The 18,465-nt window shown below is 55.9% G+C and carries 14 protein-coding genes and 1 tRNA gene; 4 read left to right on the top strand and 11 right to left on the bottom strand.

Annotation, left to right across the window (positions count from 1 at the left end; all coding sequences use genetic code 11):
- Positions 1–44: 44 nt before the first annotated feature.
- Entirely contained in the window at positions 45–947 is a 903-nt protein-coding gene (locus tag ETAA8_RS15200) for a DUF58 domain-containing protein (protein ID WP_145089752.1), read from the bottom strand.
- Positions 916–1,974 (bottom strand): AAA family ATPase, encoded by a 1,059-nt coding sequence (locus ETAA8_RS15195; RefSeq protein WP_145089749.1) that lies wholly within the window; start codon positions 1,972–1,974, stop codon positions 916–918. The genes ETAA8_RS15200 and ETAA8_RS15195 overlap by 32 nt, the downstream gene beginning before the upstream one ends.
- Before the next feature lie 818 nt (positions 1,975–2,792).
- Between ETAA8_RS15195 and ETAA8_RS15190 the strand changes: the two genes are divergently transcribed.
- Positions 2,793–2,867: transfer RNA gene (locus ETAA8_RS15190), tRNA-Pro, on the top strand.
- Here the strand turns inward: ETAA8_RS15190 and ETAA8_RS15185 are convergent.
- The 6 genes from ETAA8_RS15185 to ETAA8_RS15160 all read right to left on the bottom strand — a co-directional run bounded on the left by ETAA8_RS15185 (position 2,849) and on the right by ETAA8_RS15160 (position 13,093).
- Complete coding sequence (locus ETAA8_RS15185) at positions 2,849–4,345, bottom strand: recombinase family protein (protein WP_145089746.1); 1,497 nt, start codon at positions 4,343–4,345, stop codon at positions 2,849–2,851. The genes ETAA8_RS15190 and ETAA8_RS15185 overlap by 19 nt on opposite strands.
- An 876-nt stretch (positions 4,346–5,221) precedes the next feature.
- On the bottom strand, positions 5,222–7,495 hold the full coding sequence (locus tag ETAA8_RS15180) for a hybrid sensor histidine kinase/response regulator (RefSeq protein WP_145089743.1): 2,274 nt from the start codon (positions 7,493–7,495) through the stop codon (positions 5,222–5,224).
- A 270-nt stretch (positions 7,496–7,765) separates the two neighbouring features.
- Positions 7,766–10,318: a cation-translocating P-type ATPase gene (locus ETAA8_RS15175; protein WP_145089740.1), complete on the bottom strand. Its 2,553-nt coding sequence runs from the start codon at positions 10,316–10,318 to the stop codon at positions 7,766–7,768.
- Positions 10,319–10,453: 135 nt separating this feature from the next.
- Positions 10,454–12,241: an arsenical pump-driving ATPase gene (gene arsA, locus ETAA8_RS15170; protein WP_145089738.1), complete on the bottom strand. Its 1,788-nt coding sequence runs from the start codon at positions 12,239–12,241 to the stop codon at positions 10,454–10,456.
- Between the two features lie 66 nt (positions 12,242–12,307).
- Positions 12,308–12,640, bottom strand: coding sequence for an arsenite efflux transporter metallochaperone ArsD (gene arsD / locus ETAA8_RS15165; RefSeq protein ID WP_238397774.1), 333 nt, complete (start codon positions 12,638–12,640; stop codon positions 12,308–12,310).
- A 219-nt stretch (positions 12,641–12,859) separates the two neighbouring features.
- Positions 12,860–13,093: a hypothetical protein gene (locus ETAA8_RS15160; RefSeq protein WP_145089732.1), complete on the bottom strand. Its 234-nt coding sequence runs from the start codon at positions 13,091–13,093 to the stop codon at positions 12,860–12,862.
- A gap of 429 nt (positions 13,094–13,522) precedes the next feature.
- Between ETAA8_RS15160 and ETAA8_RS15155 the strand changes: the two genes are divergently transcribed.
- From ETAA8_RS15155 to ETAA8_RS15145, 3 genes are all read left to right on the top strand, one after another.
- The gene (locus tag ETAA8_RS15155) at positions 13,523–13,672 is read left to right on the top strand and encodes a lmo0937 family membrane protein (RefSeq protein WP_145089729.1); all 150 of its coding nucleotides are present in this window, start codon (positions 13,523–13,525) and stop codon (positions 13,670–13,672) included.
- Positions 13,673–13,771: 99 nt separating this feature from the next.
- The gene (locus ETAA8_RS15150; RefSeq protein ID WP_145089727.1) at positions 13,772–13,948 is read left to right on the top strand and encodes a CsbD family protein; all 177 of its coding nucleotides are present in this window, start codon (positions 13,772–13,774) and stop codon (positions 13,946–13,948) included.
- A 125-nt stretch (positions 13,949–14,073) separates the two neighbouring features.
- A complete protein-coding gene (locus ETAA8_RS15145; protein WP_202921853.1) occupies positions 14,074–15,846 on the top strand; it encodes an AI-2E family transporter in 1,773 nt (590 codons plus the stop codon).
- 199 nt (positions 15,847–16,045) lie between these two features.
- On the opposite strand, the gene ETAA8_RS15140 is transcribed toward ETAA8_RS15145, so the two are convergent.
- The 3 genes from ETAA8_RS15140 to ETAA8_RS15130 are packed head-to-tail and all read right to left on the bottom strand — an operon-like array spanning position 16,046 to position 18,425.
- A complete protein-coding gene (locus tag ETAA8_RS15140) occupies positions 16,046–17,296 on the bottom strand; it encodes an MBL fold metallo-hydrolase (protein ID WP_145089721.1) in 1,251 nt (416 codons plus the stop codon).
- Positions 17,297–17,337: 41 nt separating this feature from the next.
- Entirely contained in the window at positions 17,338–17,991 is a 654-nt protein-coding gene (trhA, locus tag ETAA8_RS15135; RefSeq protein WP_145089719.1) for a PAQR family membrane homeostasis protein TrhA, read from the bottom strand.
- A gap of 2 nt (positions 17,992–17,993) precedes the next feature.
- Positions 17,994–18,425 carry a cupin domain-containing protein gene (locus ETAA8_RS15130; RefSeq protein WP_145089716.1) on the bottom strand — a complete coding sequence of 144 codons (432 nt, stop codon included), beginning with the start codon at positions 18,423–18,425 and terminating at the stop codon, positions 17,994–17,996.
- Positions 18,426–18,465: the final 40 nt, after the last annotated feature.

Below are 18,465 nucleotides of genomic sequence, written 5' to 3'. Positions count from 1 at the left end.
GAAAGTTAGGAGTTCTGGGTTCCGAGTTCTGGGACAGGGAAAAACTAGTATCTATTCATCACCGCTAAACGCTTACTCAGGAAGGTAGCAAGCACGGCATCGAGCGGGTCGCTGGTCCGCACGAGCGCGTAGTCGCAAGCTGCTTTTGCACATTCGCGACGAACTTCGTCGAGGAACGCTTGAAGCGCGGCAAGGTAACCTTCACGCAGCGCACGCGGATTGCAGTTCAAAAAGTCGTCGGTTTCCATCCCGTCGAACCGCATCGGGCCGTTGAACGGAAAATCGAGTTCGTCGTCATCCATCACATGGAAGACCAGCACATCATGACCCCGTTGGCGAAGCATGCGCAGGCCTTTGATCAGCCCAGGACGATCGGCCAGCAGATCGGAAACCAACACGACCAGACCGCGACGCGGCAGCCCTTCCGCTGCGTTACGCAGGACGGCATACATGTCCGTTTTGTCGGTGTGCGATTGCGCGGAAAGGGCAGCGGTGATCGCCAGAATATGATTGTGCTGCGAACGTCCGGGAACCTGTGTTCGCAACCGATCATCGAACGTGACGCAACCTACCGAATCTTGCTGGCGGAGAACGAGGTACCCCAACGTGGCGGCGAGTGTACTGGCGTATTCGAACTTATTGAGATGACCGTTGCCGTACTGCATGCTCTTCGACACGTCGACGAGCAGATGGCAGCGAAGATTGGTTTCTTCTTCGAACTGTTTGATGTAGAGACGGTCTTGGCGCGCCCAGACTTTCCAGTCGACGTGCCGCAGGTCGTCGCCGATCACATATTCGCGATGTTGCAGAAACTCGACCGATTGCCCGAAGTAGGGACTGCGATGCATACCCGAAAGAAACCCTTCGACGATGTGCCGCGCCCGAACTTCCAGCCGGGAGATTCGCTTGATCGCCTCAGGATGCAAAAATCTTTTTGAATCGGGCATCGTTGGTCAACGCGTCTTCTTTGCTGGGGGTAACCGAAACGAGTTGGTCGATAATCTTGTCGGCCGTGATTCCATCGCTTTGAGCCGCGAAGTTCACCACGATGCGATGCCGCAACACGGGCTTGGCCAAGGCGGCGATATCTTCGGTAGTCACATGCGTGCGGCCGTGCAGCAGGGCACGAGCTTTACCACCGAGAATCAAAAACTGCACGGCGCGGGGACCTGCGCCCCAGCCCACTTGGTCCGACACAAAGTCCGGAACGCCGGGCGTGCCGATGCGGGTCTGACGAACGATCGACAGGGCATAGCGAATGATGTGGTCACTGACCGGGACTTCGCGGACGGTCCGCTGGAGTTCGATGATTTCCTGCCCACTGAGCGCGGGCTGGATGCGGTCGACTTGGACGGCCGTCGTGCGGCGGGCCACTTCGAACTCTTCCAAAAAGCTGGGGTAGTTCACAAAGACCTTGAACATGAAGCGGTCCTGCTGCGCTTCCGGCAGTGGATAAGTCCCCTCTTGTTCAATCGGGTTTTGTGTGGCGAGCACAAAGAACGGATCGCTCAGCTGATGCCGAGTCCGGCCGACTGTGACCGTTCGCTCCTGCATCGCTTCGAGGAGAGCTGCCTGTGTCTTGGGAGGCGTACGGTTGATTTCGTCCGCCAGAATCATATTGGAGAAGAGCGGTCCTTCGAGGAAGCGGCGTTCGCGAGCACCGGTGCTGCGGTTCTCTTCGATGATGTCGGTGCCGGTGATGTCCGCCGGCATCAAGTCGGGCGTGAACTGAATCCGCTGGAACGACAGGTTCAGCGAGCGGGCGAGCGTGCTAATGAGCAGGGTCTTAGCTAACCCTGGCACACCTTCGAGCAGGCAGTGACCCCGGGCGAACATGCAAATCAACAACTCTTCAATAACTTCCGTCTGCCCGACAATCACTTGCGACAACTGGGCGACGATCTTTTCCCGGGCTTCGCTTAAGCGTCGGATTGCCGACGCGTCTGCGCCGGCAGGGGTCTGTTCTTCGCTCATTGAATGGGCAGTCCTTGGTGGGCGGAGGTTCAGGAGGACATACTTAGGCCGAGGAAACTAGTGGCCGGGCAGTTTGGATTGCTGGCGGGTGGAGAGGAGAGAATCCCGCCGCTCTCATGAACTAAGCCTAATTCCCAGAAAGTGTTGTGTTAAGTAATGGGGACGAATTCCCCTTTTTTGCCGGTTGCTGGGAGCATAGGATTCGATTCCTCCGCAGGTGTGTGCCCCGGAATCACCCGAAAGTTCATCCCAATTTAACACCTTTGCCGGTTGCGCATGTTCTAGTGTTGAAAACGTCGCAGCTCCAAAGTGAATCTGTACTGGCCTGTTTATCGATGCCACGAGTGCCTGCCAAAATGGAGCCCCCACCGCTCCGTTAGGGAAACATAGTCAATTTCGCGGTAGTTTATTTCTTCGACGAGCGATTTATTCATCGCAGTCGAGGCGCGCAGAGCTGCCAGGGGATACTCGGGATATTTCAACCGCGACTCGTTTTCGCCAGCTACGTGATGTTGCGGCAGACGACGGCGCCGGAATCGTGCGATGTGAGTTGTTCATCTTCAGCCGTGGATGGTCCGCTCGCTACTAACGCAGCGCGGTAAGCACCTCGCTCACGCGGCTTTGGCGAGCCGCAAGCAGACGGACCAAACGTCTGTCAGCGTGAGGGCCTCGGCCAATTCGTACATCCGATGATTACCTAGGTTACCTTGGGCCCCCTTGGACATTCGAAATCCCCGATTGCATCATTCAGCCCAATATGGGATGTTAACGGTTTGGTTAACGGATCTGAAGTCAATTTCGTTTTCGTTAACCAACACCGGGGTGTAGCGTAACCTGGCTAGCGCGTCTGCATGGGGTGCAGAAGGTTGCAGGTTCAAATCCTGTCACCCCGACTATTCTCCAATTGAAGCCCTTCGACGAAAACGTCGAAGGGCTTTCTCTTTGTGGTGACTAGGTTTACGTCGTTCAAACTACGGTTCAAACAAACCAAATCCAAGATCTCGCGCCGGACCGCGTTGTTTGAACGCTGCCACCGATCGGCTGCCTTTTGCGTAAAGTCGAAAATCGAAAGTGCGATCTCACCGCGGGATGGGTCGACATCTCCAAGGGCGCACCGTAACTCTTCTGTTTTAGCGGCCTCTGACTTGAGCTCGTTCGACTTAGCTTTGTAGGTATCTTCTTCGATCGTGCCTGCGAGGTACGCGTTCAACAGCCGGTCCTGCATCGTCGCGAGTTCTGATTTACGCTTGATGAGAGACGTGGCTTGGCGGCGACGATGAGAGGTAAGGTCGGTAATCGCGTCGCTAAGGTGGCTCCGGAACCAAGCAGCCAGATCAGGTTCGAATCGTAAAGCCGCCAAATCATCGAGGATGGCCTGCTCGAGATCTTCGGATCGCCAGCGAACCGTGGGATGGTCTGGGCCGGGATGGTTGTTCGCACACCGATAATAAATGTGTTCGCGGATGCCACCACCCTTGAGTTGGCGACGGATACGTTCTCCTGTGATCGATTGGCCGCAATACTCGCAGCGGATTAGGCCACCGGCCAACGGGTGATCGGGCGTACTGGTGCGCCGATTCCTTCCAGCCATGATGTCTTGGCAGGCGTCAAACGTCGGTCGATCAATAAGTCGCTGGTAACGCCCTTCGAAGACCTGCGAGTTGCGATGCAGTTCACCGATGTAAAAGCGATTCGTGAGAATGTACGACAGCGCCGTTCGGTTGAATCGGTGCTGACTGGCGCGGAATACGTGACCTTCGCGCTCGAGTAAGTCAGCGAGCGACTGAAAGGTGTAACCGCCAGTGGCGTAAAGAGTGAACATCCGGACTAAAGTGAGTGCTCTCTCCGGATGCGGTTGGACTGGTGCCTCCCGATCATCTGTATTGATGTAACCGTAGGGAGCGAGCCCCGTGGGCCAACCCTGCTTCACTTTTTCGTCGAGGCCCTTCAGAACCTCTGACCTCAGGTTGTCGCTGTAATACTGGGCAACCGCGGCCATCACGTTGAACGACAACGCCCCCGCAGCTCCAGGACCAAACTGGTTGTCGACGAAGGCCAGTTGAACACCGCAGGCGTCCTCCAGTTCCTGCAACCGAACGGCATCTCTCATGTTGCGGCAAACGCGGTCCAGCTTGTGGCTAAGGATCGCCTTGATTTTCTCGCGTTTGGCATTTGCCTTCACCCAGGCGAACATCTGGTTGAAAGCGAGGCGTTCGGCACCTCGCTTGGCAGATTCGGCCACTACGAACTCGCGGGCGACGTGCCAGCCATTGGCCCTCGCCCGTTCGCGATTCACTCGTAGTTGAGCGTCCAGCGAATACCCTTCCTTTTGCTTCCGTGAAGATACCCTTGCCCAGACAACAACGTTCATGTTCTTCGCTTCTCCTCTTCGGCATGCAATAGGATTTCAGCGAGCCGGCGGACGTTCATGAGTATTTCGATCGCCTCGTCTTCACTGATCTCTCGGCCATAAGCCTTGGACCACACTCGACGAGCTTCGCTGATGCGTTCGTCCGACAGCCACTGAGTTGACAGCGGCCGTGCGGCATCCGGACCGGGCTCGTGTCCATGATGCCGGGTTGCTACCGGAAGTCCAGCTAGATAACTCGAAGATGTCACGGAACGATTGCTCCTTGAGAGCCGCAAGAGCTAACCTCCTTTGCAGCACTCTCGAGGGCAATTGTCTGCGCCGATTAGGGACACGTCTGCGGACACATACCTGCGCAGCGCAAACACATATGCGCGCATGTCCATAATCAACCGGCGCAGGTTGCGCGCACATGCGCGCATGTCTGCGCAGATGACTTATCTTGTCCGTATTCCCAGGCCTTGATCAGGGGCTAGGATTTTGATCGACAGGCTCTTGTGTTCGGTGTCAGCGTAAGTCATTGTCGCTTTGAACGATGCCGGAGCTGGAGCGGGAACGCTGGGAAGTACCGACATGGCTGGCGATTGGATCAAGTGGTGCAAGGGTCTCACGAAGAAGCCGGAGGTCATAGTAATGGCCTCATTGCTGAAACGAGATCGGCGCGAAATCGCTGGCCGTTTAATGGAACTTTGGGAATGGTGCGATGACAACTTGTCCGAGTCGAACTTCGATGCGAGTGGTGACGCTTCCCTACCGTACAGATTGTTCTGCGCAAATTTGCTGTTGCGTTCCAAGAACATCGACCGCGAACCTTCAGAAGCATCGCGCGACGTTCGACTGCTATGATCCGGAATCTGAGAAGCTGTTCAATGTGGCTACTCAGTTTGCCTGCTTCGAGACGGTTGCCAGGATTTTGCACACCTTTTCAAAGTCGGCGGGCTTCACTAGGTGGTGATTGAATCCTGCTTCCTTTGAGCGCTGCAGGTCTTCCGCCTGCCCGTAGCCGGTCATAGCGATCAGGACAACATCGTTAAGCGATGGATCTTCTCGCAACCGCTTCGCTACTTCAAAACCGTCAAGGCCCGGCAAGCCAATGTCCAGTAACACGACGTTCGGTCGGAAATCGAGAACTGCCTTCAGCGCGGTTGGTCCATCGTACGCAGTAAACACATCATGGCCGGTCGTTTTCAAAAGCATCCTTAGTGTCTGAGCTGTATCCACGTTGTCATCTACGACAAGCACTCGCAAGGATGGTCCAGTCCGGCTCAGTGCTCTGGGCTGGGGTGATGCAGATTGCGTTGTCGGCGTCGCCATCACAGGCAAACGCACTACAAAATCACTTCCTTTCCCCACTTCGCTTTCAACCTCGACTTTGCCGTCGTGCATTTCCACCAGTCTTTGAACCAAAGACAGGCCGATGCCCAAGCCGCCCTGGGAACGGTCCAGTGATCGTTCGGCCTGCGTGAAGAGATCGAATATGTGAGGGAGCAATTCCGGGGCGATGCCGACGCCTGTATCCCGCACTCGCAGGACAGCTTGATCTCCTTCCCGTTTCACAGCAATCGTGATGTGGCCCCCATCGGTCGTGTATTTGGCGGCATTCGTGAGCAGATTGACGACGACTTGTTCGATTCGGGCGGCGTCGGCTTGGAGCCAAATTGGTTGCGGCGACAGTGCAATGATGAGTGCATGTTTGTGTCGGTCGAGCAGTGGTCGGGCTGTCTCGACGGCACGTTCCACAATTCCATTCAGTCCAATGCGCTCTTTTTGCAGATGGATTCGGCCGGTTGTGATTCGGGAGACTTCCAGCAAATCGTCAATGAGTCGGGTCAGTTGCCCTACCTGCCGTTCAATAATAGTGCGGGCTTGGTGCTTAAGGTCGTCTTCGTGCTTTTGGAAACTGAGAAGTCGTACAGCGTTGGTAATCGGGGCCAGCGGATTGCGCAGTTCGTGGCTCAACATGGCAAGGAACTCGTCCTTGCGACGATGCAGGTCTTTCAAGGCAACCGCCTGCTCCTGCATTTGTTTTTCTAAGCGACTACGCTCAGTGATGTCACGGATGTTGCACTGAATGACCTTGTGGTCGTCCTCCTGGTAGGCGTTGGCGACTACCTCGACCTCCACCAATTGCCCGCGGCTGGTTTCCAGCGGCAAGTGTTCGTAACGAATGTATCCCAGGTCTTGAAGTGTGCGGACTGCAGCTTCGTTAGCGACTTTGTCGCTGAAAAGTCCGATCTCCCACAATTCCTTGCCCAAGAAGCTTTCGTGTGAGTACCCTAGTAACTCGCTCATAAACGGATTGGCGTCGGTGATCTTCCCACTTTCTGTGTCGAGGATCAGAATGCCGTCTTTCGCCGTCTCGAACAGCCGTCGATAGCGAATTTCTGAAATGTGCAAAGCTGCTTCTGTTCGACTTCGTTCCGTCACATCTCTGATGATGCTGGCGATGAGAACACTGTCTTGGTCGAGAATTGGACTAAGGCTAATCTCCACGGGGAACTCGCTGCCGCCCTTGCGCAAGCCCCATAATTTCAATCCGGGTCCCATGGGTCGAGTGATTGGCTGAGCGACGAAACCCGCAATCTGTGCCTTGTGACGCTCTCGGAAGCGTTCGGGCATTAGTAATTCGACATCCTGTCCAATCAGTTCCTCTCGACCGTAATGGAATGTCTTTTCGGCTTGTCCATTAACTTGCACCATTTTGCCGGTGTGGTCCACAATAACCACGGCATCTGGGGCCACTTCCAAAAAAGCGTTGAACTGCCTTTTGAGCTGACGGCCCCGTAGCAAGGCCATAACTGACGCTAAAAAATCGCCAGCTTCTACGGGATGTATCAGGTGTGCCTCAACCCCTCGTTCCAGATGGTGGTCAAAGTCACCACACTCGACCGGACCATCCGACAAGTGAAGCACGGGAATTACGGCCGTGGCGGCTTGTGCTTTGATCTGTGTGCAGACCTCGAAGCCACTTAAATCGGGGAGATGTAGGTCAAGAATGATAATGTCAGGGATTTCTTTCGCCAAGCGAATCGCATCTGCACCGTTACTTGCGGACCGTATCTTGAATCCGGCTTTGGTCAGCAGTTGATGCAGGGCAAGTCGCTTCGCTTCCTCAGCGACGACGACCAGGGCGGTCAGGGGATTATCAGGCATTCGCACGTTCGCTCTAGCAGGAGTTTAGACGGTCGTGACGTCCTAACCGCGATATTATCTCATTTGAGTGCGTTCAGATATTGCGCAGTTTGCGTCGGACGTGCCAGTCGGTGATTGCCGATTAAATTTCGGCCGCGCATCTTTAAACAGCCCAATGGTCGCCGGGGCTGGATTGCAGCGTGGTTTGGCAAGTGAGTTGTACCAGTCGAGCCAGCACATCGTTGTTCTCACTTTCTAGAGAAATACCGCGTTAGAAAAAGTGCGAGTGGCTTAAGCCCACCACTTTTGCCTGAGCACCTTCAAGAACTCAAACCAAAGAATGCTGGCTGAGCCAGCTACCAGGCAGAACACCAGATCGTCAGGATGCAGGGGCGAGAAGTGAAACAAGTCACGCAGAAATGGAACGTAAAGCGCCAAGCCGAGGAAAAATGTCGTGCCGCCGATAACCCACCAGAGGGCAGCGTTCGGGGTCCTCAGTGTGGACCAAATCGTGCGGGTCCAAGAGCGGTTCGCAAAGATCAGGCCCAAGTTGGCGACAACGAGCGTGGTGAAACTCAAGGCGGTGGCGTCCGAGGCATTGAGCCAGTCCCTCAACGCAGACAGGTAGATCGCCAGAACGATTAGCAAGGCGCTTGCACCTTGCAGCAGTCCCAGGCCAAGCAGACGGCTGCCGAACAGGAGTTCGGCTGAGTTTCGTGGTGGGCGGCTCATCACATCGGCGTCTTCCGGTTCGGCTTCAAACACGACGGAACAGGCCGGGTCGATCACCAATTCGAGAAACAGTATATGCACGGGCATGAGGGCAATCGGCCCGCCAAGCAACACTGGCACAATCGACATCCCAGCAATCGGCACATGCACCGCCACGATGTAGGTCATCGCTTTTTGCAGGTGGTCGTAAATACGTCTTCCCATGCGCACCGAATGGACGATGGATGCGAAGTCGTCGTCCAGCAGAACCAGTGATGCGGCTTCACGAGCCACGTCGGTCCCACGACCTCCCATTGCAATGCCGATATGTGCCGCCTTGAGTGCCGGGGCGTCATTTACGCCGTCGCCCGTCATAGCGACGACCTCTCCATTGGCCTTGAGAGCATTGACTAGCTGCAGCTTTTGTTCGGGAACCATGCGGGCAAAGACGTTGATAGTCCTCACTCGCAGTTGTAGTTCTGCTTCATTCAACATTTCTAGTTCAGGGCCAGTGATGATCTCTTCCACGAGCTTGAGTCCCGCCTGGCGAGCAATGCTCTTGGCCGTAGTCGGATGATCGCCGGTAATCATCACGACACGAATACCCGCCGTGTAACACTCTGCAACGGCGGCGGGGACTGTCGAGCGAACGGGATCAGCCAAACCTACGAGTCCCAGAAACTCGAAGGTGAAGTCGTGTTGCTCACCGGGCAACGTCGATTGCCCGAACACACCCTTGGCAACCCCCAGCACACGGAGGCCCTCTTCGGCCATTGCCGCAACTTGCTCTAAAATGACCTTCGTTCGTTCAACGCTCAGGTGACACAGGTCGGCAATCGCCTCCGGCGCACCCTTGGTGGCAAGAACAAACTCTGTGCCGGTGGGCGATTTCCAGACGTGGGACATCGCCAGCAAACTGGGCGACAACGGGTAGCCTTTCTCTAGCTTCCAGTCGGCGTGCAGATGTTCGGTTTGAGCGAGTTGACGATTGCCGAGTTCATGGAACGCCTTTTCCATTGGGTCGAAGGGATCTCGTTGGCTCGCCAAGATGCCAAACTCCACGATCTCGTGGAACTCTTCTGGCAATGGCAAGGCTGCTTGTTGTTCAACGTCGTGAACGATCCCGTCCACCGCCAGTTTACGAATCGACATCCGATTGACGGTCAACGTGCCGGTCTTGTCCACACAAAGAACGGTAGCCGATCCGAGGGTTTCGATGACCGGCACACGGCGAGCCAGGACGTTCATCTTCGACAATCGCCAGGCACCCAACGCGAGGAAGATAGTTAGCACAACGGGGAACTCTTCGGGCAACATCGCCATTGCCAAGGTGATCCCGGCCAGGAATCCTTGGAGCCAATTACCACGGGTGACTCCGTACAGCACGACGACGAAGACGCACAAAGTCAGTCCCAGGATTGCCACCCGCCGCACGAGCAGTCCGACTTCTTGCTGAAGCCGTGTTTGCTCCACCTGAACTGTTTGCAGGGCCTTGCCGATGTTGCCCATTTCTGTTTGGACACCAGTGGCCCGAACTTGGGCAATTCCTTGCCCTTGCACGACCAGCGTGCCAGAGAAAACGAAAGGCAAGTCTTCGCCACCGGGGCGATTCATTTCTCGCACACCGTCCCAGGCGACCTTCCTGACTGGCACCGATTCGCCGGTCAACAGTGACTCATCGGTGGATAAACTATCGCAAGCAACGACCACGGCATCTGCCGGAACTCGGTCCCCCTCGGCCAATACAACGAGATCGTCGGGAACGACCTCTCGACCTGCAATCCGTTTACGTTCGCCATCTCGTATGACCAACGCGCGAGGACTAGAAAGGTCACGCAGCGCTTCTAGCGCCCGCTCCGTCTTTTGCTCTTGGTAGAGCGTGATTCCCAAGACCACGAAGACGAACCCGAGGAGCATCAAGGCTTCCTGCACGTCCCCCAGTACCAAGTAAATCGTTCCGCAAGCGAGGAGCAGCAAAAACATCGGCTCTCGGACCACATCCCAGGCAGTCGCCAGAAAACTGCGACTTTTGGAAGAGGGAAGCTCGTTGTAGCCGTGCTGCTTTATTCGTTGTTTAGCTTGATCCTCCGAGAGGCCAGTTTGAGCATTGCTGTTGGGAGTTTGTAGCGTCATGTACAAGCCGAATCCCAAACAGAATTGCGGAAAGTGCTGGGGGTGTGAATGATGTTCATTGCCTGGTCGACGATCTTTAGAAGCCAGCCGCAACTCCGGTAACCCAGACCTATTATTTCCGTATTGGCCATGATTTCACTGCTGCAAGGCAAGTTCCTCGGCACGAAGAGTTCCCATGCGGCGCAATGCGTCAATGCCCACCGGTGGCTCGACCTGCCAGGGAATAAGCGCAACGCGCGACGCATGCAGGGTGGTAACTTCGGACAGAAATATTGCCTCGTGCTGTTTACGGGACACTAGCACCGGATCGTGAACATCGAGCGTCGAAAGGCTTTGATTGATCACCCAGCCGAAAGGCTCAATACCAGCTCGTCGCAGGTCGCGCTGCAGCTGCGCCGCCTCATGTACGGGCGTTGCCTCCGGCAACGTAACGATTAAAACTCGCGTATAGTTGGGGTCGCGTAAGCGGGGCAACAGTTCCTGGACGCTCGTGGGTAGCTGGCTAGCCTGGCGGCTGATTTCGCGGTGATAAGCCAAGGCAGCATCCAATAGCAATATCGTGTGACCGGTCGGGGCGGTGTCCAGAACTACGAAACCATCTCGCCCACGATCCACAGCGGCTGCAAACGCGCGAAAGACGGCGATCTCTTCCGTACAAGGGGAGCGGAGGTCTTCTGCCAATAGTGCTCGGCCATGCTCGTCGAGATTGCCGCCGGCCGTCGCCATCACCTCGGCCGAATAGGCGGCAATTTCTGCCCGCGGATCAATCTTGCTGACTTGGAGATTAGCCAAGGTTCCATGCACGGCCGCTGCCAGATGGGCGGCGGGATCGGTGGTGGAAAGATGTACGGGAAAGCCCCGATCCGCTAACGCCACGGCGACGGCTGCGGCCACAGTCGTCTTTCCAACGCCACCCTTTCCCATCGTCATTACGACGCCTCGTCCGGCGCTGGCGAGTTCCTCGATCAGAACAGGCAGGGTACCCAAATGCAATTCGTCCGCGGCATGAACCGAATTTTCCGACCAGGCCGATTCCTCCATTCGGCCTGCTGCAATCGCCCGCAGGGCATCAGCGCCCAGTAAACCGAAGGGAGCCAATGGCACGGTTGTGCGCGGTAACGATGCCAGCGACGCGGGGAATTTCGCCAGTGCCTGATCGGCTCGCCGTTGCATGGATTGCGCCACGGGATCGTGGAGATCCGCTGCGCGAAAGACGCCGTTGATAATTAGATGCTGGTTGTTCACACCTAAGGCAGATAGCTCACCGCTGGTGCGTGCGGCTTCTGCGAAGGCCGCGATGTCCGCCCGCGCGACAAGGACCAGCGTGGTCAGAGCAGGGTTGCTCAGCGACCGCACCGTTTGCTGATAGAGTTGCTGCTGGGCATGTAAACCGGCGAGCGGACCCAGGCAGGAAGTGCCCGTCGTATTATCCGCAAGAAAACCGCTCCACGCCGAAGGCAAAGTCAGGAGCCGCAAAGTATGTCCCGTCGGCGCGGTATCGAAGATGACGTGATCAAACTCTGCGGTAGCCTGCCGATCACCGAGCAATTTGGCGAACTCATCAAACGCAGCAATCTCAACCGTGCAGGAGCCCGAGAGTTGTTCTTCCATGCTCTGGAGCGCGGCGTCAGGCAGAATCCCGCGATAGGGGCCGACCATTTTTTCGCGATAATCGCGCGCCGCCGCTTCGGGATCAATATTCATCGCCAGCAGTCGCGGCACGCTAGGGATTTCGGTCGGCTTCTGGTTCAGCTGCACTCCCAGCACTTCGTCCAGGTTTGACGCAGGGTCCGTGCTCACGAGTAAGACTCGCTTGCCGGAGTCTGCGAGTGAAATGGCTACGGCGCACGCCAAGGAAGTCTTGCCCACGCCCCCTTTGCCCGTGAAAAACAAATTCCGGGTCGGATTTTTCAGGACTTCCACGAAACACCATCCTTTGGCACGACAAAGAGTGACTCGCTAATCAGCTATCGCGTCCAAGTTGCGAACTTAGACCGTGGAAGCCGGAGCCTCGTCTTGAAGAGCCACATGCCCCCAGGACGCGAGCAAATTGCGACTCGGATACATCCCTTGGCAGACGATCTTCCCGTCGACTCGAATAATGGGCAAAGCGTTCGTACCTTTGGTTTGCAGCGCGGTGCGCACGTCGGCTTTCTGGGCAAATTCGCTCGGTTGCTGAGAGAGGCTATAACGCTCTACCTGCACCCCGTTACGGCGTAGCCAATCGAGGTCGGCTGCAAAGCGCACTAGCGTCTGATCGACTTGCGTCCCGCAAACACCCGTCGAACAACACATTGGCTTATCGAATACTTGGAAGGTCATCACCGTTCCCCTGTTGCGTGTATCACCAATCTGCGATTTTGGCGAGCAGAAAACCGCACCCTACAGATTTCCAAGCAACTATTTCACCTCAGCGAGTGACCGCGGGTAAATACAGTAGCACACACGTGGCCCGTCGAATTCGCTTTGTTCCAACGCCGCTATTTTCAAAGGCCACCAGAGATGGCCTTTGAGGAAGGTGGCAATTGACTCACTGGACAACTACGGTTTTGCCGCAGGAGGAGGATTGTCTCCGGTTGTTTCAACCTTTTCGGTGGTCGTCCGGGTTGCGCTGTCAGGCGTCGTTTCGACCTTTTGCTCAACGGTCGTCTTCGTTTCGCCGCCTGGGGTTGTGACGGTTGTTTCAGTTTTCTTTTCGGTGGTCGCCTTTGGCTCACAACCGATGGTGGCAACGCCCACGATGCAGGCGACCGACAAGTGCACAAGTTTCTTCACGGCAGATCTCCGAGGAAAATGAATTGGAACCTGGAGGGTGAAAGCCTTCCTTGTAGCATCGCGCAGTGCAACTAACGTTCCCGATCATTCCTAGATTCATGGAGATCCGGGACTGGTTATCTGGAATGAGCCATCGCTGACGCATCGTCGCATTACGCGACGTCGTTAGCAGTCCCGATTCGCACACTCGCTTGCCGTTCAATTCCGCTCACTGTGCGGATTCGCTCGCTATGTGAGACAGTTGATGGGTCTGAAACCGGCGATATTCCCGACTCTTTGCCAATACTGTCTTCGGCACGATTGGTGCATATCAATTCTTATAAGTGAGCAGATGACAAGACCGAGCCCGGTGTGGTTGGTTGAGTGGATGGCTCCCGCGAATTGTGTCCAGAAGTTGAGTGCTCTGTTCTCTAATCTTTGAGGTGCCTTATGTTGTGGACACTTTTGCTAATTCTGTTGTTGATGTGGGCCTTGGGACTTGGGGTTGGTGTCGGCGGCAACCTGATCCACATCCTCCTCGTCGTTGCACTGGTGGTGCTAGTCGTCAATCTGCTGCAAGGGCGGCGAGCGCTTGGTTGAAATTGTGGCGCTCGTGGTGGCGAAATCTGGCGACCACGAGTGCCTGTTGAAATTAAATTGGCGGTTACTAGACAATCCTAACGTGATGGAGAATTTACCATGAGCGGTAAAACAGACGTGATTAAAGGGCGAATCAAAGAAGCAGCCGGGGTTCTGACCGGCAACGAGAAGCTGCGCCAGCAAGGCAAGACCGACCAGGCCGTGGGAAAGACCAAGCAGGCAGTTCAGAAGGTCGCCGACACGGTCAAGAGCGCCGTGAAAAAAGTGACCGAGTAGATCTGGACGATCGGTTTCTTAGTGACTTACCTTCGCCGATAGGTGAGGGCGATTAGCACTGCGCTGCAAATCGGATGTTTCTATGGAACGCCGGGAACAGAATCCCCAAAGCATCTTCGATTTTGATGTTCGCCTCGATCGCCGTTGTGATCGGGGCTCTGTATTTGGCCAAAGGGATACTTGTTCCCTTTACGCTCGCGGTGCTGTTCAGTTTCTTGTTGAGCCCGGTGTGTGATTGGCTGGAGCGGCGAAAGCTAGGTCGAATCCCGGCAGTCTTGGTGACGACCACTTTGGGCTTTGTCGTCTTAGCAATCGTCGCCTGGATGGCAGCCATTCAGATTGCCAATTTTGCCCCCAGAATTCCCGAGTACCGGGAAAACATCGAGGCCAAACTATCTTCGGTGAACGAATTTGCCGCCGCCGCGCTGAGCAAGGTAACAAGTTCCGCCGAACAAATGGGCCGAAATCTCTCGCCATCAGGCCCGGCCCGCCCACCTCAAGGAACGGATGAACAACCCTTCTCCGTCCGGGTTCTTTCCGCGCCAGCCAGTCCCTGGCAGGTCTTTGGTGGTATGTTCGGCACCCTGCTGGAAGTGTTAGGGACGACCGGAATCGTCATCGTGTTCGTGATCTTCTTCTTGCTCCGGCGCGACGACCTCCGCGACCGATTCATCCACTTGGCTGGTAAGAGCCATGTAACCATGACCACGCAGATGCTGGAGGATGCCGGCACTCGGGTCAGTCGTTATCTCGTCATTCTATTCTCTCTCAATGTCACTTTTGGCATTTGTGTCGGCGTCGGACTGTACTTCATCGGTGTACCCAACGCCGTCCTGTGGGGAATTTTGGCCGGCTTATTGCGGTTCATTCCCTATCTCGGTCCGTGGATCGCGGCTGTGATGCCGATTGCTCTGTCGATGGCAATCTCGACCGGCTGGGTAGCCACAATCTTGACGGTATTGTTGTTCCTCTTGCTTGAGCTCTTCAACAACAACCTCCTGGAGCCCTGGCTCTATGGCAAGAATACCGGCGTGTCGCCGGTGGCGGTCATGTTGGCAGCGCTTTTTTGGACGTGGCTGTGGGGACCGGTGGGATTACTCTTGGCGACTCCCCTGACTGTTTGCGTGTTGGTTGTCGGCAAGCACGTTCCTCAATTGGCCTTTCTGGATATTCTCCTCGGCAATGAGCCTGTCTTTGAGCCGAAGCTGCACTTCTATCAGCGTCTGCTGGCGGGAGATCAGGAAGAGGCTGCCGAGTTGTTCGAGACGTATCTGGAGCACCAACCGCTTGCCCAAGTCTACGACACGGTGCTCATACCGGCACTGGCGATGGCTGAAACGGATTGGCAGCTCGGCGAACTTAATGAGGGCAAGCACAAGTTCATTTTGCAGAGTCTGCAGGAACTGATCCACGACCGAGATGATGTTCAGCTACAACTGCCTGCAGCAGAGCAAATCAGCGATCCATCAAAGTTTAGCATCCTCTGCCTGCCCGCGCGCAATGAGGCCGATGAAGTTACCTCCCTTATGCTGACACAAGTACTGGAGAAAACAGGCTGCCGTGTGGATTCCGTGTCGGTAACATCATTGGCTGAAGAGGTGGTCGTCCATGTCGATCAGCGCAAACCAGATGTAATCTGTGTTTCCGCCACGCCTCCCGCTGCCGTGATGCACGCTCGTCACCTGTGCAAGCGTCTTCGGGCTCGATTTCCCAAGGTGCAACTCATCGTAGGATTGTGGCACTCCCAAGCCGACCTGGCCAAGGCCCGAGAACGCATCGGTTGTGGCGCCATCGTCGCTTCGGCGTTGGCTGAGGCACAGGAACAGGTTCGCCTGCTGATCCAGCCGCATAAGGCCAACTCACCTCAGCTGGTAAATGCGAATGATAAACCTCTCTAAACGCGGCGAATAGCACAACAGCGTGGTTCGGTGGCGCGAAGGACAGATTCAAATGTCACAGTTCTACTTCCTCGCCGTATTTAGGCATCGTCGATTGCAGGCCTAGTCGGGAAACAAGTTGATCGTGCAAAGCCATTCGCGGGCCATCTTCGCCGTGCGTCAAGAACATCCGGGGCTTACTGGATTGGAACGGAACGGCTCAGGTGAGCAATGCAGACTGACCGGCGTGCGCTGAGAAGCCGCCCAGCGTGTGGACCTTGGCGCGGACTGGAATTGCTTCGCGAAAAATGTTCACGGTCCGAGCGCCATCCACCAGCCGACGACCCAGCGTTCCTTGCCCTTGATAGCCGGCGATGACCACGTGGGTCTCAGGATTGCCAAGATCATGGTATAGGTGGTGCATGATGCGGCCACCGGTGCACATTCCACGGGCGGAAATGATGACCATCGAACCCCTCGTCTCGTTGAGTCGCTTCGATTCCTCGACCGTCCGAGTATAGATCAGCCCGGGAAAACTCAGCGGCAACATGTGATCGGCTAGCAGTTGTGTGGCTCGTTCGTCGTACACGTCTTTGTGGCGGGCATAGAGGTCAGAAACCGACGTGGCCATTGGGCTGTCGACATAGACACGAACGCTCGGGAGCTTGCCTTCCCGGAGAAACTCGCCGATATGAAAGACGAGATCCTGAGTTCGGCCGACGGCGAACGCAGGGATTAGAACTTTGCCTCCTACGGACTGAGCGTCTTTGAGAATCGCGAGCAACTCGTCGCGAGTCTTATCGAGCGGCTTATGATCGCGGTCACCGTAGGTCGATTCGAGGATTACCACGTCCGCAGGCAGTGGTGTCGTGGGATCACGCAGAATGGGCGATCCAGACACTCCTACATCACCCGAGAACACAAAGGTGATCGTGCGCGATCCGTCTTGCACAATCATCTGCACGCTAGCAGCGCCGAGAATGTGTCCCGCGTCGATAAACTTGATGGAGATCCCATCAGCGATCGCTGTCACCTGATCATAGCCTACGGCCGAAAGTTGTCGCAGAGTCTGCTCGGTCTCTGGCACACTATAGAGTGGTTCTTGGCAGGGTTCCTCTCCGCGGCGAAGCCGGCGGTTGAAGCGCAGGCAATCCTCAGCTTGGATTCCGGCGGAATCGCGCAGAATGATGGCGGTGACATCCGCCGTGGCGTCCGTACAGTGAATTCTCCCTCGATACCCGTTCTTGTTCAGCAACGGCAGGCGGCCGCAGTGATCCAGGTGGGCATGTGTAAGAACAACTGCATCCAACTGGGCGGGGTCGATAGGAGGCATTCGTCGATTGTGATCGTCGGCCTCTCGCTCTCCCTGGTGCATGCCCATGTCGATCATCACCCGGGCACGATCGGTCGTAAGCACATAGCACGAGCCGGTCACTTCGCCCGCAGCACCGTAGAAACCGAGTTTGATCATAAAAAGTCTTCCCAGAGGTGAGATTCAGAGGTGGCGATCCGTTAGATCACATATTGCCAAATTGCGATGAAGTGGCAGGTAGTTCCTGCCAGGACGAATAAGTGCCAGACGAAATGGAAATACGGAACCCACTTCGCAGCAAAGAATGCCATGCCCGCGGTGTAGGCAACACCACCGGCGAGCAACCACATTAGACCTGCGTGGGACAAATGGAGCGAGAGTGGCCGAATGGCGAGCACGATGACCCAGGCCAATCCCAAATAGAGCACGCCCGGCAGCCAACGGCGATTCGTCTGACCCACCCACTGGAGGAAAATCCCCATGGTGGCCAGTGTCCAAACGATGCCAAAAATCGCCCAGCCCCATGCTCCGCGGAGTGCGACCAGCGTGAACGGTGTATAGGTGCCAGCGATGAGCAGAAAGATCGCGCAGTGCTCCAGGGTACGAAAGAATCGTTTGGCACTGCTCTGCGGCAGCGCATGATAGAGCGTCGATGTCGCGTACATCACGAGAATGCTCGTCACAAAGACGATCGCACTGCTCAGGCCCCATGGTTTGCCGTGTTCGCTAGCCTGAATGATAAGTAGCGGCCCGGCAACCAAAGCAGCAATCACACCCACTGCATGGCTCACGCTGTTAGCAATCTCCTCGCCCTGTGATGGGTTGGGTTCAGAGGTTGCGATTAGCTCGCTCACGATTAGGACTTTTGCAACCCGTTGTCTTTGTTGGTTAATTGCAATTCTGACGTTTTCCCGTCGAAGTGTTCATTATCGGCTTCGGCTTCAGCGCGCGTGTGGTGGACGACGCCATCGCGATGATTCGGCGGCGAATAAAGAGTGTACAGCTTCATCGGATCCTTGCCGGTATTGATGATGTTGTGATTGGCTCCAGCCGGCACTACAACCGCAAAGCCGGCTCGGATCGGAGTTCGCACGCCATCGAGCACCGCTTCACCGGTCCCTTCCTCGACGCGAAAGAACTGGTCGAGCGTATGGACTTCCGCCCCGATCTCCTCCTTGGGCTTGAGAGCCATGAGGACCAATTGACAGTTCTTAGCCGTATACAACACTTGCCGAAAGTTTTCATTCTTGACGGTAAGTTCCTCGATGTCTTGTATAAATCCCCTCATCGCCCACTCACTTTCTTTGATTGGCAAATTACGTTTCTAC

Origin of the sequence: Anatilimnocola aggregata (assembly GCF_007747655.1) — a bacterium.
GTDB lineage: Bacteria > Planctomycetota > Planctomycetia > Pirellulales > Pirellulaceae > Anatilimnocola > Anatilimnocola aggregata.
The sequence above is the reverse complement of the archived record's forward strand: the minus strand, read 5'-3'. Positions and strand labels throughout refer to the sequence as shown.

Coding starts and splice junctions, on each gene's coding strand:
- ETAA8_RS15200 (WP_145089752.1), bottom strand. CDS start 947: ATGCCCGATTCAAAAAGATTTTTGCATCCTGAGGCGATCAAGCGAATC.
- ETAA8_RS15195 (WP_145089749.1), bottom strand. CDS start 1,974: ATGAGCGAAGAACAGACCCCTGCCGGCGCAGACGCGTCGGCAATCCGA.
- ETAA8_RS15185 (WP_145089746.1), bottom strand. CDS start 4,345: ATGAACGTTGTTGTCTGGGCAAGGGTATCTTCACGGAAGCAAAAGGAA.
- ETAA8_RS15180 (WP_145089743.1), bottom strand. CDS start 7,495: ATGCCTGATAATCCCCTGACCGCCCTGGTCGTCGTCGCTGAGGAAGCG.
- ETAA8_RS15175 (WP_145089740.1), bottom strand. CDS start 10,318: ATGACGCTACAAACTCCCAACAGCAATGCTCAAACTGGCCTCTCGGAG.
- arsD (WP_238397774.1), bottom strand. CDS start 12,640: ATGACCTTCCAAGTATTCGATAAGCCAATGTGTTGTTCGACGGGTGTT.
- ETAA8_RS15155 (WP_145089729.1), top strand. CDS start 13,523: ATGTTGTGGACACTTTTGCTAATTCTGTTGTTGATGTGGGCCTTGGGA.
- ETAA8_RS15150 (WP_145089727.1), top strand. CDS start 13,772: ATGAGCGGTAAAACAGACGTGATTAAAGGGCGAATCAAAGAAGCAGCC.
- ETAA8_RS15145 (WP_202921853.1), top strand. CDS start 14,074: ATGTTCGCCTCGATCGCCGTTGTGATCGGGGCTCTGTATTTGGCCAAA.
- ETAA8_RS15140 (WP_145089721.1), bottom strand. CDS start 17,296: ATGATCAAACTCGGTTTCTACGGTGCTGCGGGCGAAGTGACCGGCTCG.
- ETAA8_RS15130 (WP_145089716.1), bottom strand. CDS start 18,425: ATGAGGGGATTTATACAAGACATCGAGGAACTTACCGTCAAGAATGAA.